The sequence below is a fragment of the Variovorax sp. DAIF25 genome, assembly GCF_050711835.1.
Taxonomy (GTDB): Bacteria; Pseudomonadota; Gammaproteobacteria; order Burkholderiales; family Burkholderiaceae_C; genus Variovorax.
The window spans coordinates 3,925,757-3,939,807 of the sequence record NZ_CP136636.1; the positions used below are offsets into that span (position 1 = coordinate 3,925,757).

General features: G+C 70.6%; 11 protein-coding genes. 5 read left to right on the forward strand and 6 right to left on the reverse strand.

Features of this window, described 5'->3' with window-relative positions; translation table 11 throughout:
* Window positions 1-72: 72 nt before the first annotated feature.
* Together R0232_RS18295 and R0232_RS18300 are read right to left on the reverse strand one after the other, a co-directional pair.
* Entirely contained in the window at window positions 73-1,146 is a 1,074-nt protein-coding gene (locus tag R0232_RS18295) for a patatin-like phospholipase family protein (RefSeq protein ID WP_431508979.1), read from the reverse strand.
* 38 nt (window positions 1,147-1,184) lie between these two features.
* The gene (locus tag R0232_RS18300; protein ID WP_431508980.1) at window positions 1,185-3,554 is read right to left on the reverse strand and encodes a Tex family protein; all 2,370 of its coding nucleotides are present in this window, start codon (window positions 3,552-3,554) and stop codon (window positions 1,185-1,187) included.
* A 209-nt stretch (window positions 3,555-3,763) separates the two neighbouring features.
* Here R0232_RS18300 and R0232_RS18305 point away from each other — a divergent pair, with 209 nt between their 5' ends.
* The 4 genes from R0232_RS18305 (at window position 3,764) to R0232_RS18320 (ending at window position 6,753) form a co-directional block, all read left to right on the forward strand.
* Window positions 3,764-4,228, forward strand: coding sequence for a hypothetical protein (locus R0232_RS18305; protein WP_431508981.1), 465 nt, complete (start codon window positions 3,764-3,766; stop codon window positions 4,226-4,228).
* A 65-nt stretch (window positions 4,229-4,293) separates the two neighbouring features.
* A complete protein-coding gene (locus tag R0232_RS18310) occupies window positions 4,294-4,671 on the forward strand; it encodes a GIY-YIG nuclease family protein (protein WP_398493682.1) in 378 nt (125 codons plus the stop codon).
* A 103-nt stretch (window positions 4,672-4,774) separates the two neighbouring features.
* Window positions 4,775-5,344: a DUF2239 family protein gene (locus tag R0232_RS18315; protein ID WP_431508982.1), complete on the forward strand. Its 570-nt coding sequence runs from the start codon at window positions 4,775-4,777 to the stop codon at window positions 5,342-5,344.
* A complete protein-coding gene (locus R0232_RS18320) occupies window positions 5,341-6,753 on the forward strand; it encodes an MATE family efflux transporter (RefSeq protein ID WP_208508021.1) in 1,413 nt (470 codons plus the stop codon). Before R0232_RS18315 ends, R0232_RS18320 begins: the two co-directional genes overlap by 4 nt.
* A 3-nt stretch (window positions 6,754-6,756) precedes the next feature.
* Here the strand turns inward: R0232_RS18320 and R0232_RS18325 are convergent, their stop codons facing one another.
* From R0232_RS18325 to R0232_RS18335, 3 genes are all read right to left on the reverse strand, one after another.
* Window positions 6,757-7,233 carry a VOC family protein gene (locus R0232_RS18325; RefSeq protein WP_057590272.1) on the reverse strand — a complete coding sequence of 159 codons (477 nt, stop codon included), beginning with the start codon at window positions 7,231-7,233 and terminating at the stop codon, window positions 6,757-6,759.
* Between the two features lie 85 nt (window positions 7,234-7,318).
* Entirely contained in the window at window positions 7,319-8,722 is a 1,404-nt protein-coding gene (locus tag R0232_RS18330) for a sensor histidine kinase (protein ID WP_431508983.1), read from the reverse strand.
* Window positions 8,719-9,375 (reverse strand): response regulator, encoded by a 657-nt coding sequence (locus tag R0232_RS18335; RefSeq protein ID WP_093342454.1) that lies wholly within the window; start codon window positions 9,373-9,375, stop codon window positions 8,719-8,721. Before R0232_RS18335 ends, R0232_RS18330 begins: the two co-directional genes overlap by 4 nt.
* Before the next feature lie 116 nt (window positions 9,376-9,491).
* Here R0232_RS18335 and R0232_RS18340 point away from each other — a divergent pair, with 116 nt between their 5' ends.
* Complete coding sequence (locus R0232_RS18340) at window positions 9,492-11,543, forward strand: prolyl oligopeptidase family serine peptidase (protein WP_431508984.1); 2,052 nt, start codon at window positions 9,492-9,494, stop codon at window positions 11,541-11,543.
* Window positions 11,544-11,546: 3 nt separating this feature from the next.
* Here the strand turns inward: R0232_RS18340 and R0232_RS18345 are convergent, their stop codons facing one another.
* On the reverse strand, window positions 11,547-13,955 hold the full coding sequence (locus tag R0232_RS18345; protein WP_431508985.1) for a TonB-dependent siderophore receptor: 2,409 nt from the start codon (window positions 13,953-13,955) through the stop codon (window positions 11,547-11,549).
* Between the last annotated feature and the right edge of the window lie 96 nt (window positions 13,956-14,051).

Genomic DNA, 14,051 nt, shown 5'->3' on the forward strand with positions numbered 1-14,051 from the left:
ATGCAGGCCATTCTCGAAGCGCGGGCCGCGTGCCCGTTCAGGGTTTGCCCGGCGCGCGGTGGAGCGCGCCGCTCAGAGCGGAAGGATCTCGGCCGCGCTGCCGCGCGCCAGCCATTCCTGCAATTCGTCCGAAAGCCGCTCGGCCTCGCGCGTGGCCCGCGTCCAGGCAGCGATGCGCGCCTGCGCGTCGTTCTGGAAATGGATGAAGTCCTTGCGATCGGGCAGCTTGCCGTTGGGCAGGGTCTTCACCCAGTCGGGATCGGGCGCGAGCACCACCATGCGGTCGAGGAAGCCCGTGGACTTGTGGCGCCAGCGCAGCCCCTTGTCGAGCCAGCCCGGCACCACCGCGCGCTGGAAATGCGGGTACAGCACCAGGCCGTCGTCGACCGACTGGTAGTCGAGGTGCAGGTGGTAGTCGGTGATGCCGCCGTCCCAGTAGGCGCCGCGCGGCGCGCCCGGGATGTCGTGCACCGCGGCCAGCAGGAACGGGATCGAGCACGAGGCCTGCAGCACCAGGTTGAAGTTGTCCTCGCGCAGCGCATGCTGGCGGGTGCGGAAGTCGCGCGTGCCGAAGGGCAGCTCGGCGCCGGGCGTGGAGAACACGCAGCGCTCGAGCCAGGCGCCCAGGGTCTTGCGGTGCACGCTGTTCGAGGCGAAGGCGCCGAGGTAGCCGACCGGCGTGCGCGCCCTGCCCTCGCGCCCGAGGATGTGGCGCCCGCGCGAGGTCACCACGTGCAGCCGGTAGCGCGGATGCGCGAGCACCTCGCCGATGCGCCCGCCATAGAAGGCCTGCAGGCTCTCGGCGAAGCGTTCGCTCAGCTGGTGCGGGCTCAGCCGCTTCTGCCCCGGCGGCACCTCGAACTGCTGGCGCACATAGTCGTGCTCGAAGCGCTCGAAGGCCGCGACCGGATCGCCGAGGCAGGCCGTGGCCAGCCGCCAGGCGCCGATCGACGCGCCCACGAGGTGCACCGGCTGGTCCGATTGCGTGAGCCACTGGCCGAAGACGAAGCGGTCGATCGGCCCGAGGATCAGCCCCTTGGGACCGCCGGCCGCGCCGGGGATGGTGCGCACATCCTGCGGCCGCAGGCCCTGGACCTCGATGTGCCGGCGCGCGGCGGGGCCGGCGTAGATGCGCAGGGCTTTCATGCCAGGGCCATCAGCAGGATCCGTGCGCGTCGCGCGGATTACTTGCGCAACCCCTGCAACTTCGCAAACGCATTCGCCATCTGCCCCGAAGGCTGCGGCGTGTTGTCGCGGCGCGGCTGCTGGCCGCGGCCGGCGCCTTCGAAGCGGTTGTCGCGCGGGCCGTCGCGGCGCGCAGGTGCGGCGTCGAGCTTCATCGACAGGCCGATGCGCTTGCGTGCCACGTCGACCTCCATCACCTTCACCTTGACGATGTCGCCGGTCTTCACGACCTCGCGCGCGTCGTTGACGAACTTGTGGCTCAGCTGGCTCACGTGGACCAGGCCGTCCTGGTGCACGCCGAGGTCGATGAAGGCGCCGAACTGGGCGACGTTGCTCACGGTGCCCTCGAGGATCATGCCCTCCTGCAGGTCGGCGATGTCCTCCACGCCGTCGTTGAAGCGCGCCACCTTGAAGTCGGGGCGCGGGTCGCGGCCGGGCTTCTCGAGTTCGCCGAGGATGTCCTTGACGGTGATGACGCCGAACTTCTCGTTGGCGAACAACTCAGGCTTGAGCGTCTTGAGCATGTCGGCGCGGCCCATCAGCTCGGCGATGGGCTTGCCGGTCTTGACGATGATCTGCTCGACCAGCGGATAGGTCTCGGGATGCACGCCGGTGACGTCGAGCGGATCGGTGCCGCCGCGGATGCGCAGGAAGCCCGCGCTCTGCTCGAAGGCCTTGGGGCCGAAGCCCGTGACCTCGAGCAGCTGCTTGCGGGTGCCGAAGGCGCCGTTGGCATCGCGCCAGCGCACCACGGCCTTGGCCACGGCCGAGGAGAGGCCCGAGACGCGGCTCAAGAGCGGCACGCTCGCGGTGTTGAGGTCCACGCCCACCGAGTTCACGCAGTCCTCGACCACGGCCTGCAGGGTGCGCGCGAGCTCGCTCTGGTTCACGTCGTGCTGGTACTGGCCCACGCCGATGCTCTTGGGGTCGATCTTCACGAGCTCGGCCAGCGGGTCCTGCAGCCGGCGCGCGATGGAGGCGGCGCCGCGCAGGCTGACGTCGACGTCGGGCATTTCGAGGGCCGCGAATTCGCTGGCCGAATAGACCGAGGCGCCGGCCTCGCTGACGACCACCTTGTCGACCTTCATCTCGGGCGCGCCGGCCTGGGCGGCCATCTTGGCGAGCAGCTTGATCAGGTCGGCGGCGAGCTTGTCGGTCTCGCGGCTGGCGGTGCCGTTGCCGATGGCGATCAGGTTCACGCCGTGCTTGGCGCTGAGCTTGCCGAGGGTGTGCAGCGACCCTTCCCAGTCCTTGCGCGGCTCGTGCGGGAACACGGTCGCGGTCTCGACCAGCTTGCCAGTGGCATCGACCACCGCCACCTTCACGCCGGTGCGAATGCCGGGGTCCAGGCCCATCACCACGCGCGGGCCGGCCGGCGCGGCCAGCAGCAGGTCGCGCAGGTTGTCGGCGAAGACCTTGATCGCGACCTTCTCGGCGTCCTCGCGCAGGCGCGTGAACAGGTCGCGCTCGGTCGACAGCGCGAGCTTCACGCGCCAGGTCCAGGCCACGCACTTGCGCAGCAGGTCGTCGGCCAGGCGGCCGGCATGGCTCCAGCCCAGGTGCAGCGCGATGCGGCCTTCGGCGACGCTGGGCTTGCCCGGCTCGGGCTCCACCGGCAGCACCAGCTTGGCGTCGAGGATGTCGAGCGCGCGGCCGCGGAACACGGCCAGCGCGCGGTGCGAGGGCACGCGGCCGATGGGCTCGTCGTAGTCGAAGTAGTCGCGGAACTTGGCGACGTCGGCGTTGTTCTCGTCCTTGCCGCTCATCAGGCTGGACTTGAGCAGGCCCTCGTTCCAGAGCCATTCGCGCAGGCGCTGCACCAGCACGGCGTCCTCGGCCCAGCGTTCCGAGAGGATGTCGCGCACGCCGTCGAGCACCGCGGGCACGGTCGAGAAGTCGGGGCCGGGCTTGCCGTCGTCGAGCGTGGTGGCGGGCTGCAGGAAGGCCTTGGCCTCCACGGCGGGATCGAGCGTGGGGTCGGCCAGCAGCTTGTCGGCCAGCGGCTCGATGCCGAACTCGCGCGCGATCTGGCCCTTGGTGCGGCGCTTCTGCTTGAACGGCAGGTACAGGTCTTCCAGCTCCTGCTTGGTCGGCGCGAGTTCGATCGCGGCGCGCAGTTCGGGCGTGAGCTTGCCCTGCTCGTCGATGGCCTTGACCACCGCGGCGCGGCGGTCCTCGAGTTCGCGCAGGTAGCTCAGGCGCGCCTCGAGCTCGCGTAACTGGGTGTCGTCGAGGCCGTCGGTGGCTTCCTTGCGGTAGCGCGCGATGAATGGAACCGTGGCGCCCCCGTCGAGCAGTTCGACGGCGGCCTTCACCTGATGCTCGCCCACCTTGATTTCGGCGGCGAGCTGGCGAATGATTTTCTGCATTGCTGAGTGGCGTCCCTGTCGCTGCGACCGGCCGGCCGGTCGCGTTGGTCGAATGAAGCGCGCGAGTTTGCCATAGTGAAAATGGCGTCCGGCCTCCCGGCGCGGACACTTGTCCGACCGCTCCACGCCCCCAACTCCCCACCTTGCAACCACCCTCCTCCCCTGGCCCGCGCCGGCCGCCGTCCCGCTTCGGGAAGTTGTTACGGACGGTGTTCGCCGTGCTCCTGGTGCCCTTGCTGCTGTTCGAGGAATGGGGCTGGGAACCGCTGGCCGCGCTCGCGGCGCGGCTGGCCCGGCTGCCGCTGTGGGCGCGCGCCGAGGCCTGGCTGCGCGGCCTGCCGCCCTGGGGCGCGCTGCTGGCCTTCCTGCTGCCGGTGCTGCTGCTGTTGCCGGTCAAGGTGGTGGCGCTGTTCCTGTTCAGCCACGGCCACGCGGGCAGCGGCGTGGCGGTGCTGGTCGCGGCCAAGCTGGCCGGCACCGCGGTGGTGGCACGGATCTTCCAGTTGGTCGAGGGCACGCTGATGCGCATCCCGCTGTTCGCGCGCTGGTATCCGCGCTGGAAGGCCTGGAAGGACCGGGTGCTGTATCTCGTGCGGCAGAGCCGGCCCTGGCGGCTGGTGCATGCCTTCAACCGGCGCGCGCTGCGGGCCTGGAGGCGCCTGCGCGGCGTTTGAGGCGCGCGCCTATTTTTACCCGGGTATATTGATCCGATCAATTTAACCCGGGTAAAATTGGCGCCATGACACTTTCCCAGGAATCACGGCGCGCCCTCACCCGGCAGTACAAGGACAGCACGCTCCCCGCCGGCGTGTTCGCGATCCGCAACCTGAAGACGGGACGGGTGTTCGCCGCGGCCGCGCTCGACATCGTGGGCGCGATGAACCGCCAGCGCTTCGAGCTCAACCTGCGCAGCCACCGCAACAAGGCGCTGCAGCAGGACTGGATCGCGCTCGGCGCCGAGGCCTTCGCCTTCGAGGAACTGGCGCGCGTGAAGGAGCGCGACGATCCGGCCTTCGACCGCGCGGCCGAGCTCGAGGCGCTGTTCGAGCTCTGGGCCGAGGAGTCCGGCTGCCACGGCGCGCAGGGCTACAACGGCCCGGCGCGCCCGAGCGCCTAGGCCCTCGCCGGTGCCCGCCGCCCCTCTCGCCTTCCTCATTCGCCGGGCGCAAGAAAAGTCAGGCTTTCTTCATTGCGCCCGGGTAAATTACCGCTCCGCCTCCATGACCCTCGAGACTTCTTCCCTCCCGGCCTGCGCCGATCCCGCGTCCACCCTGACCGCCTTCGCCGGCTTCCACCGCATCGCACGCGGCTCGCGCGCCGAGCTGGTCGCCGCGCTGCGTGCGCGCACCGACGACACGCCGTACCTGGTGTTCGATGACCGCAGCGGCGCGCAGATCGACCTCGACCTGCGCGAGCCACCGGCGCCGGCCGGCGAGCCGCCGCGCGGCGTCGGCCGCCCCAAGCTCGGCGTGGTGGCGCGCGAGGTCACGCTGCTGCCGCGCCAGTGGGAATGGCTGGGCCGCCAGCCCGGCGGCGCCTCGGTCGCGCTGCGCCGGCTGATCGACGAGGCGCGCCGCGTCAACGCAGGGCGCGATGCCGCACGCGCGGCGCGGGAAGCCACCTACGGCGTGATGACCGCGCTGGCCGGCAACCTGCCCGGCTTCGAGGAAGCCATGCGCGCCCTGTTCGCGCTCGAGCGCGATCGCTTCGAGCAACACATTTCGACCTGGCCCGAGGACCTGCGGGCCCACCTCCAAGAACTCTCCGGCGCGAGCTGGACCCACGAATGAACGCCAAGACAGACACAGCCCCCAACCCGAGCGGCCTCCAGGGCACGCCCGTGGCACCCGTGGGCGCGCCGCGCGCCCTGTGGAAGACCTTCCTGTTCTTCCTCGCCCCCATGCTGCTGAGCAACATCCTGCAGTCGCTGTCGGGCACGCTCAACAACATCTACATCGGCCAGATGATCGGCGTGACCGCGCTGGCCGCGGTCTCGAGCTTCTTCCCGGTGTTCTTCTTCTTCATCGCCTTCGTGATCGGCCTGGGCGCCGGCGCCTCGGTGCTGATCGGCCAGGCCTGGGGCGCGCGCGACGTCGCCCGCGCCAAGGCGGTGGCCGGCACCACGCTGAGCGTAGGCATCCTGATGGGCCTGGTGATCGCGGTGTTCGGCGGCGCCTTCACCACGCCGCTGCTGGCGGCGCTGGGCACGCCGCCCGACGTGCTGGCCGAGGCCACGCGCTATGCGCGGATCATGCTGATCGCGATGCCCGGCGTGTTCGTGTTCCTGATCTCGACCGCGATGCTGCGCGGCGTGGGCGACACCGTCACGCCGCTGCTCACGCTGCTGATCTCCACCACCATCGGCATGCTCGTGACGCCGGCCCTGATCCGCGGCTGGGGCGGCCTGCCGCAGCTCGGCGTGACCAGCGGCGCCTGGGGTTCGGTGCTCTCGTTCCTGGTAGCGACCCTGTGGCTGGGCTGGCGCCTGCGCCAGCGCAACAGCCCGCTCGCGCCCGACGCGGCCTTCCTGCGCAGCATGCGCATCGACCCGCAACTGCTCAAGACCGTGCTCAAGGTCGGCGTGCCCACCGGCGTGCAGATGATCGTGGTGGCGCTGGCCGAGGTGGTGCTGCTGTCGCTGGTCAACGGCTACGGTTCCAGCGCCACGGCCGCCTACGGCGCGGTCAACCAGGTGGTGGCCTACGTGCAGTTCCCGGCCATCTCGATCGCGATCACGGCCTCGATCCTCGGCGCGCAGGCCATCGGTGCCGGCCGCGCCGACCGCCTCGGCGCCATCGCGCGCACGGCGCTGATGATGAACCTGCTGCTCACCGGCGGCCTGGTGCTGCTGGGCTACCTGTTCTCGCGGCCGCTGATGGGCTTCTTCATCACCAGCGCGCCGGTGATCGAGATCGCCCAGGAGCTGCTGCACATCATGCTGTGGAGCCTGGTGATCTTCGGCATGGCCTCGGCGCTGTCGGGGATCATGCGCGCCAGCGGCTCGGTGCTGGTGCCCACGCTGATCTCGATCGCCTGCCTGCTCGGGCTCGAGGTGCCGGTGGCCTGGTTCATGAGCCACCGCATCGGCCTGGACGGCATCTGGTATGCCTACCCGGTGACCTTCGGCGCGATGCTGCTGCTGCAGACCGCGTACTACCAGCTGGTGTGGCGCAAGAAGGCGATCAAGCGGCTGGTGTAGCGATCAAGCGCCGTCGAAGGCCTTCTTCACGGTGGCGATGTCGAGCTTGACCATCTTCATCATCGCCTCCATCGCGCGCTTGGCCTTGGCCGGATCCTTGTCCTGGAACATCCGGATGATCGCGTCGGGCGCGACCTGCCACGAGACGCCGAAGCGGTCGGTGAGCCAGCCGCACTGCACCGGCTGGCCGCCGCCCTCGAGCAGCTTGTCCCAGTAGTGGTCGACCTCGGCCTGGGTCTCGCACCTCACGTACATCGAGATGGCCGGGGTGAACTTGTACTCGGGGCCGCCGTTGAGCACCATGAACGCCTGGCCGTCGAGCTCGAAGGTGGCGGTGAGCAGCGAGCCCTTCTTGGCGGGATTCACGTCGCCCCACAGCAGGGTGTCGGTCACGCGCGAGTTCGGGAAGATCGCGCTGTAGAACTTCAATGCCTCCTCGCCATTGCCGTCGAACCAGAGGCAGGGAACGATCCTTTGCATGGGTATCTCCTTGGAGCTTGATTGATGAACCTGCAAGTTCAGTATCGAAGCTGCGCGCGGCCCCTGTCAACCCGGGCGATGCCCTTCAGCCGTAAGTGTTCGTGCGGCCCGACAGCGGCAGCCGGACGCTGAAACCCACGCCGCGCCCCGGCGCCAGGCCGTCGACGATGGCGACCTCGCCGCCCATGCGGTGCACCGCCTGTTTCACGATCGCGAGGCCCAGGCCCGAGCCCGGCGTCTCGTGCGCGCCCTCGCCGCGGTGGAAGCGCTCGAACACCCGCTCGCGCTCGGCCGCGGGAATGCCGGGCCCGTCGTCGGCCACCAGCAGCGCGAGGCGGCCGTCTTCCACGCGCAGCGTCATCGCCACCTGCGCGCCGTCGGGCACATGGCGGATCGCGTTGTGCAGCAGGTTCTCGAGCACCGACTGCAGCGCCGGCACGTCGACCTCGGCCGGCAGGCTGTCGGGCGCCTCGAGCGCCAGCTCGATGCCGCGCGCCATGGCCTGCGGCGCCGCCTGCGCGAGCAGCCCGCGCGCGAACTGCGCCACGTCGACGCGCCTCGGCGCAGAGGGCTGCGCATCGTCGAGCAGCGCCAGGTCGAGCAGTTGCTGCGTGAGATGCGAGGCGCGCGCGATCGCCTGCTCCAGGTGCAGTTGCGCGCGCTCGCGCTCGGCGGCATCGGCCGCGCCGGCCAGCGCATGGGCCTGCGCGGCGATCACAGCCATCGGCGTGCGCAGCTCGTGCGCCGCGTCGTGCACGAAGGCGCGCTCCTGCGTGAGCTTGTCGCGCAACTGGCGCAGCATGCGTTCGAGCGCCGAGGTCAGCGGCTTCAGCTCGGCCTGGGGCGGGTCGTAGCCGATCGGCGACAGGTCGCTGCTGCCGCGCCGCGCGATGAGGTCGGCCAGCCGCTGCAGCGGCCGCAGCCCGAGCCGCACCGCCAGCCACACCGGCAGCAGCACGATCGGGAAGGCCAGCAGCAGGTAGGGCAGCAGGCGCGTGGCGTTGCGCTCGAGCACCCACCAGCCCGTGATGCGCGGCTCGGCGAGCTGCAGCCGCCAGCGGCCCGCCTCGGTGCCGTGGACCCAGTACGAGACGCCATCGAAATCGCGCTCGATCACCTGCGGCGCCGGCGCGTCGAGCACCCGGTCGCCAAGCGAGGCCGAGCGGTAGAGCACCGCGCCATCGTCGCGCCGGCGCAGTTCCATCCACACGCTGCCGCCCGGATTGCCGCTGATGCGCAGGGTCCTGAACTGGGTCGCGGTCGAACGCATCACGCCCACCGCCTGCGCGTCGCTGTCGACCTCGCGCAGCGAGGCGCTCATCGCGCGGCCCAGCTTCTTCAGCCCCTGGTCGACCGCGAGCGCCTGGCGGAACTCGACGTAGAAATAGGCCAGCAGCATCAGCCAGACGCCGACGAAGGCGATCAGCATCGCGGCCAGCACGCGCCGGCCGATGCTCGGGCCGGGCCATCCGAATGACAGACGGCTCATGGCGTCAGCATGTAGCCCACGCCGCGCACCGTATGCACGCGCGTCGCGCCGATCTTGCGCCGCAGGTTCGACACATGGACCTCGACCGCCGCGAAGTCCAGCGGCTCGCCCAGCGGTTCCAGCCGCTGCGCGAGCACGCCCTTGGCGACCACCGCGCCGGGCTCGCGCGCCAGTTCGAGCAGCAGCCTGAATTCGCGCGGCGACAGCTCGAGCGCGCTGCCCGCGAGCGTGGCCTGGTGGCGCCGCGGCGCGATCGACAGCGGCCCCAGCGTCCAGACCTCGCTGGCCTGACGCGCCGAGCGCCGCAGCACCGCGCGGATGCGCGAGATCAGCTCGGCGGTGGCGAAGGGCTTGATGACGAAGTCGTCGGCGCCGCCGTCGAGGCCGGCCAGCCGGTCCTCGACCGCCGAGCGCGCCGTGATGACGATCACCGGCACCGTGCCGCCCTCGCCGCGCCAGCGCGCCAGCAGTTCGAAGCCGTTGCCGTCGGGCAGCGAGAGGTCGAGCAGCACGCAGTCGAACACGGCCGCGTCGGGCACGCGCGGCGCGTCGCGGGCGCGGCGCAGCCATTCGCTCGTGAGGCCGTCCACCTTGAGTGCGGCCTGCAGCGCGCGGCCCAGGTCGAGGTCGTCTTCGATCAGCAGGATGTGCACGCGGCGATTGTGCGCGCGCGGACCTTGGGGCCAGCCAAAGACGAACGTGCCATCTTTGGCTTCGCCCAAGGTCGGGCTTCGCACAATCGGCGGCCCCTTCTCCATGAACTGCAACCATGCCTCGCGACTTTCGACCCACCGCCCTGCTCGCCCTGGCCTGCGCCGCCGGCGCGTTGCTGCTGTCCGCCTGCGCCACCGCGCCCACCCATCCGGCGCTGGTCCAGGCCAGCCAGGACCGGACCCTGCCGCCGCTGGTGCCGATGCGCCGCTTCGTCGCCAACGTCGACACGGTCGGCGGCCACGTGCTGTCGCCCGATGGCCGCAAGCTGCTGTGGGTGCAGACCGTCGGCACCGACGTGGGCCTGGCCGTGCGCGACAGCGCCGACGCGGCCACGGTGCAGTCGGCCAGCACGCGCAGCTTCGCCACCGGCACGCTCGCGAACGCGTCCGCCTACACATGGCTGCCCGACAGCCGCCACATCGCCTACCTCAAGGACGCGAGCGGCGACGAGAACACGCAGATCTTCGTGCTCGACAGCCAGTCGCCCGAGGCCCGGCCCTGGGCCGTCACGCCCTGGCCCGGCGTGCGCTCGGCCGGCGTCATCGGCGGCGCGCCCGGCAGCCCGAACTTCTTCTTCACGAGCAACCGCAACGACCGCACCAGCCTCGACCTGTTCGAGGCCGACCCGCGCACCCGCAGCGTGCGCGAGGTGGCGCGCGGCGAGCCCGGCAGCCGCGTGGTCGCCTGGTATGTCGACACCCGGCGCGAGCCGGCCGCGCGCATGCGCCAGCTCGGCAGCGTCGACGGCTCCGACCTGCTGATGGAGCTGCGCCAGGCCGACGGCAGCTGGCGCCCCTTCAAGACCATCGAGGCCTTCGATGCCTATGCGCCGCTGCGCATCGACCGCGCCGGCGGCCGGCTCTGGGCGCTCGGCAACATCGGGCGCGACAAGCTGGTGCTGGTCGAGGCCGACCTGGCCACCGGCGCCGAGAAGGTGCTGGCCGAGGATGCGCAGGTCGACCTCGGGGCCGTCTACTTCCCGCCGAACGAGGGCGCGCCGCAGGCCTGGACCTCCGAGCCCGGCCGCCCGCGCATCCGCTACCTCGACGCCACGCTCGACGCGGAGGTGACCGCCGCCATGAAGCTTGCGCGCGAGCGCGGCTGGCTCGCCACCGAGCCCGTGATCGCGCGCCCGCAGAGCAGCACGCTCGACCAGCGGCGCATGGTGCTGCGCGCCGTCACCGAGACCGGCACGGTCGAACTGCTGCTCGACCGCGACAGCCAGGCGCTGGCACGCCTCACCCCGCCGCCGCGCGAGAACGGCGACGACTTCTTCTCGTCGACCGAGCCCTTCGCGTTCAAGGCCTCCGACGGCCTGCAGGTCCACGGCTACCTCGCGCGCCCGCGTGGCGTGCAGGGCCCGGCGCCGCTGGTGATCAGCATCCATGGCGGCCCGTGGACGCGCGACAGCTGGCTGCCCGCGGGCTTCAACACCGTGCAGATGCTCACGAACCGCGGCTATGCGGTGCTGCAGGTCAACTACCGCGGCTCGAGCGGCTACGGCCGCGCCTTCATGATGGCCGGCGCGGGCGAGACCAGCGGCCGGCTGCAGCAGGACATCGCCGAGGCCGCGCAGTGGGCCATCGACCAGGGCGTGGCCGATCCGCGGCGCATGGCGGTGCTGGGCGCCAGCTTCGGCGGCTTCTCGGTGCTCTCGCAGCTGATCCGCAAGCCGCACGACTACCGCTGCGGCATCGACATCGTCGGCGTGGCCAACTGGCCGCGCGTGATCGAGAACTGGCCGCCGTTCTGGCGCAACCGCCACTACTTCGCGCGCTTCTTCGGCGACGTGAACCAGCCCGAGGAGCGCGCGCGCATGCTGCGCGATTCGCCGGTGTCGCAGCTCGAGCGCATCGAGGCGCCGCTGCTGGTGATCCACGGCGCCAACGACGTGCGCGTACTGCGCCAGGATTCGGACGACGTGGTGGCCGAGCTGCGCCGGCTCGGCCGGCCGGTGGACTTACTGAGCTTTCCCGACGAGGGCCACAGCGTGCGCAAGTGGCGCAACCGGCTCGCGCTGTGGCGCAAGGTCGAGGACACGCTGGCCGGCTGCCTCGGCGGACGCAGCAACGGCTTCGACTTCTACGAGCTGATGCCGCGCTCCTGAGGCCTACCAGCGGTAGGTGGCCGTGGCCGTCGCGGTGCGCGGATAGCCGTAGTAGCAGTTGCCGTAGCCGCAGTTGGCGATGTAGGTCTTGTTGGTGAGGTTGCGCAGGTTCAGTGCCAGGGTCCAGCGATCGATGTCGTAGCCGAGCATGGCGTCGAGCACCGTGGACGCGGGCACCTTGCTCGGCCGCGCGGCCTCGCCGTCGCCGTAGTTCGTCCCGGTGTAGCGGGCACCGAGCCCGAGCTTCAAGCCATTGGCGAAGCGGTAGTCGGCCCACACGGAGAACCGGTGGCGCGGCACGGCCGTGGCCTGCTTGCCGATCTCGCTCGCGTTGCTGCTGGCCGTGACGATGGCCCGCGGCGTGTAGCTGTAGGAGGCCGTGAGGTTCATGCGCGGCGCGATCTCGGCCGTGGCCTCGAGCTCCAGGCCGCGCACCGAGATCTCGCCGGTCTGCCTGGGCATGGCATCGCCGTCGAAGCTGATGTAGTTCTTGCGCCGCAGGTCGAAGATGGCCGCGCTGTACATCGCCTTGCCGCCCGTGGGCTGGTAGCGCACGCCGGCCTCGAACTGCTTGCCGCTCTCGGGCTTGAACGGGTCGCCCGAGACCGGGTCGATGGTGGCGGTCGGCGCGAACGACTCCGAGTAGCTCAGGTACGGCGCCCAGCCGCTCGGATGCAGGTAGACCAGGCCGGCCCGGCTGGTGAACTTGTGGTCACGGATGCGCTGGGTCGAGCCGTCGAGGCGGCTGAAGACCGTGCTTTCGGCATCGTCGTAGCGCCCGCCCAGGGTCAGCGACCAGCGCTCGCCCCACTTGATCTGGTCCTGCAGGTAGAGGCCGGTCTGCGTCAGCCGGGTGATGCCGTCGAAATACGGCGCGGGCAATTCGATCGGCCCGCCATACACCGGCGCGTAGATGTTCAGCGGCGACGCGCTGCCGCCGCTGAAGGTGACCTGGTCGATCCGGGTGCGCTGGTAATCGAGCCCGACCAGCACCTTGTGCTGCGCCTCGCCCACGCGGAAGTCGGCCTGCGCCTGGTTGTCGAGCGCCACGGCGGCGATGTTCTCGCGGCTGCCGAACACGCTGCGCGCCATCTGCTGGAAGTTGACCGGATCGTTCGGCACATCGGGGTTCAGCGCGGTGAAGCCCCGCAGCTGCGTGCCCGTGTAATCGAGCTTCTGGTGCGCATAGCGTGCGTTCTGCCGCACCGTCCAGGTGTCGTCGATGCGGTGCTCGAACTGGTAGCCGACCATTTCCTGGTCCTGGTCGAAGCGGTCGAAGCCGGGCTCGCCGACGAACAGTCTGGAGGGGATGTAGCTGCCGATCGCGGTCGCATCGAGCGAGCCGACCTGCGGCCGCGCGCGCGTGTAGACACCGCTGCGCGTGCGGGTGAACTGGGACAGCAGCGTGAGCGTGGTGTCGCTCGACGGCTTCCAGGTCAGCGATGGTGCGATGTAGCTGCGGTCGTCGGCCTCCTTGGCCGCCGGCAGTTGCGCATCGCGCAGCAGTCCGGTGATGCGATAGAGCAGCCTGCCCTCGGCATCCAGCGCACCCGAGAAATCGCCCGCCACCTGCTTGCGGGCGTGGTCGCCCAGCTGCAATTGCAGCTCGTGCACCGGCTCCGCCGTCGGGCGCTTGCTGACCACGTTCACCACCCCGCCCGGCCCGCTCATGCCATAGAGCACCGACGAGGGCCCGCGCAGCAGCTCGATGCGCTCGGCGCCGTAGTTCTCGGTGCGCCACACGCCCCAGGTGCTGTTGTTGCGCAGCGGCAGGCCGTCGAGATAGAAGCCCGGCGAGTAGGCATCGAAGCCGCGCAGCGAGATCCAGTCGTAGCGCGAATCGGCGCCATAGGTGGTGGTCGACACGCCCGGCGTGTAGCCCAGCGCGTCCTTGAGGTTGGCGGCGCCCATGGCCTCGATGCGGTCGGCCGTGATCACCGAGATCGACTGCGGCGTCTCGATGATCGGCGTGTCGGTCTTGGTGCCGGTGGCGCTGCGCCGGGCCACGTAGCCCTGCACCCGGCTGGTGGCGCTCTGCTCGCCCTCGGCCTGCACGGTGACGGCCGGCAGCGACGCGTTGGAAGCGCCCGGCACCAGCGTGCGGATGACCACGGCATTGCCCTCCACGCTGGCCGACAGGCCGCTGCCGGCCAGCAACTGGTCGAGCGCCTGGCGCGGCGCGAGCCGGCCCGCGACCGCCGGCGCGGTCTTGCCCGCCACCAGGCTCTGCTGCACCACGAGCTGCACGCCGGTCTGGCGCGCCCAGTCGTTGAGCGCCTGGGCCAGCGGCTGGGCCGCGATGCTGATCTGCACCGGGTCGGCCGGCAGCGCCTGGGCCGATGCGGTCAGGTGGGCCAGCGCGAGCGCCAGGGCCAGGGCCAGCGGTGCCGGCTTCGATGTCAATCGGTTCATCTACGTTTCCAGACTTTGAATACAAATGGTTCTCATCTGGGTTGACGCACGACCCGTGGGAAATACCGTAGTCCCTCCGAAAATTTTTTTAGGCGC

Bases quoted from the DNA above. Each gene is read 5' to 3' on its own strand.
- R0232_RS18295 (WP_431508979.1), bottom strand. From the start codon at position 1,146: ATGAAAGCCCTGCGCATCTACGCCGGCCCCGCCGCGCGCCGGCACATC.
- R0232_RS18300 (WP_431508980.1), bottom strand. From the start codon at position 3,554: ATGCAGAAAATCATTCGCCAGCTCGCCGCCGAAATCAAGGTGGGCGAG.
- R0232_RS18310 (WP_398493682.1), top strand. From the start codon at position 4,294: ATGACACTTTCCCAGGAATCACGGCGCGCCCTCACCCGGCAGTACAAG.
- R0232_RS18315 (WP_431508982.1), top strand. From the start codon at position 4,775: ATGACCCTCGAGACTTCTTCCCTCCCGGCCTGCGCCGATCCCGCGTCC.
- R0232_RS18320 (WP_208508021.1), top strand. From the start codon at position 5,341: ATGAACGCCAAGACAGACACAGCCCCCAACCCGAGCGGCCTCCAGGGC.
- R0232_RS18325 (WP_057590272.1), bottom strand. From the start codon at position 7,233: ATGCAAAGGATCGTTCCCTGCCTCTGGTTCGACGGCAATGGCGAGGAG.
- R0232_RS18330 (WP_431508983.1), bottom strand. From the start codon at position 8,722: ATGAGCCGTCTGTCATTCGGATGGCCCGGCCCGAGCATCGGCCGGCGC.
- R0232_RS18340 (WP_431508984.1), top strand. From the start codon at position 9,492: ATGCCTCGCGACTTTCGACCCACCGCCCTGCTCGCCCTGGCCTGCGCC.
- R0232_RS18345 (WP_431508985.1), bottom strand. From the start codon at position 13,955: ATGAACCGATTGACATCGAAGCCGGCACCGCTGGCCCTGGCCCTGGCG.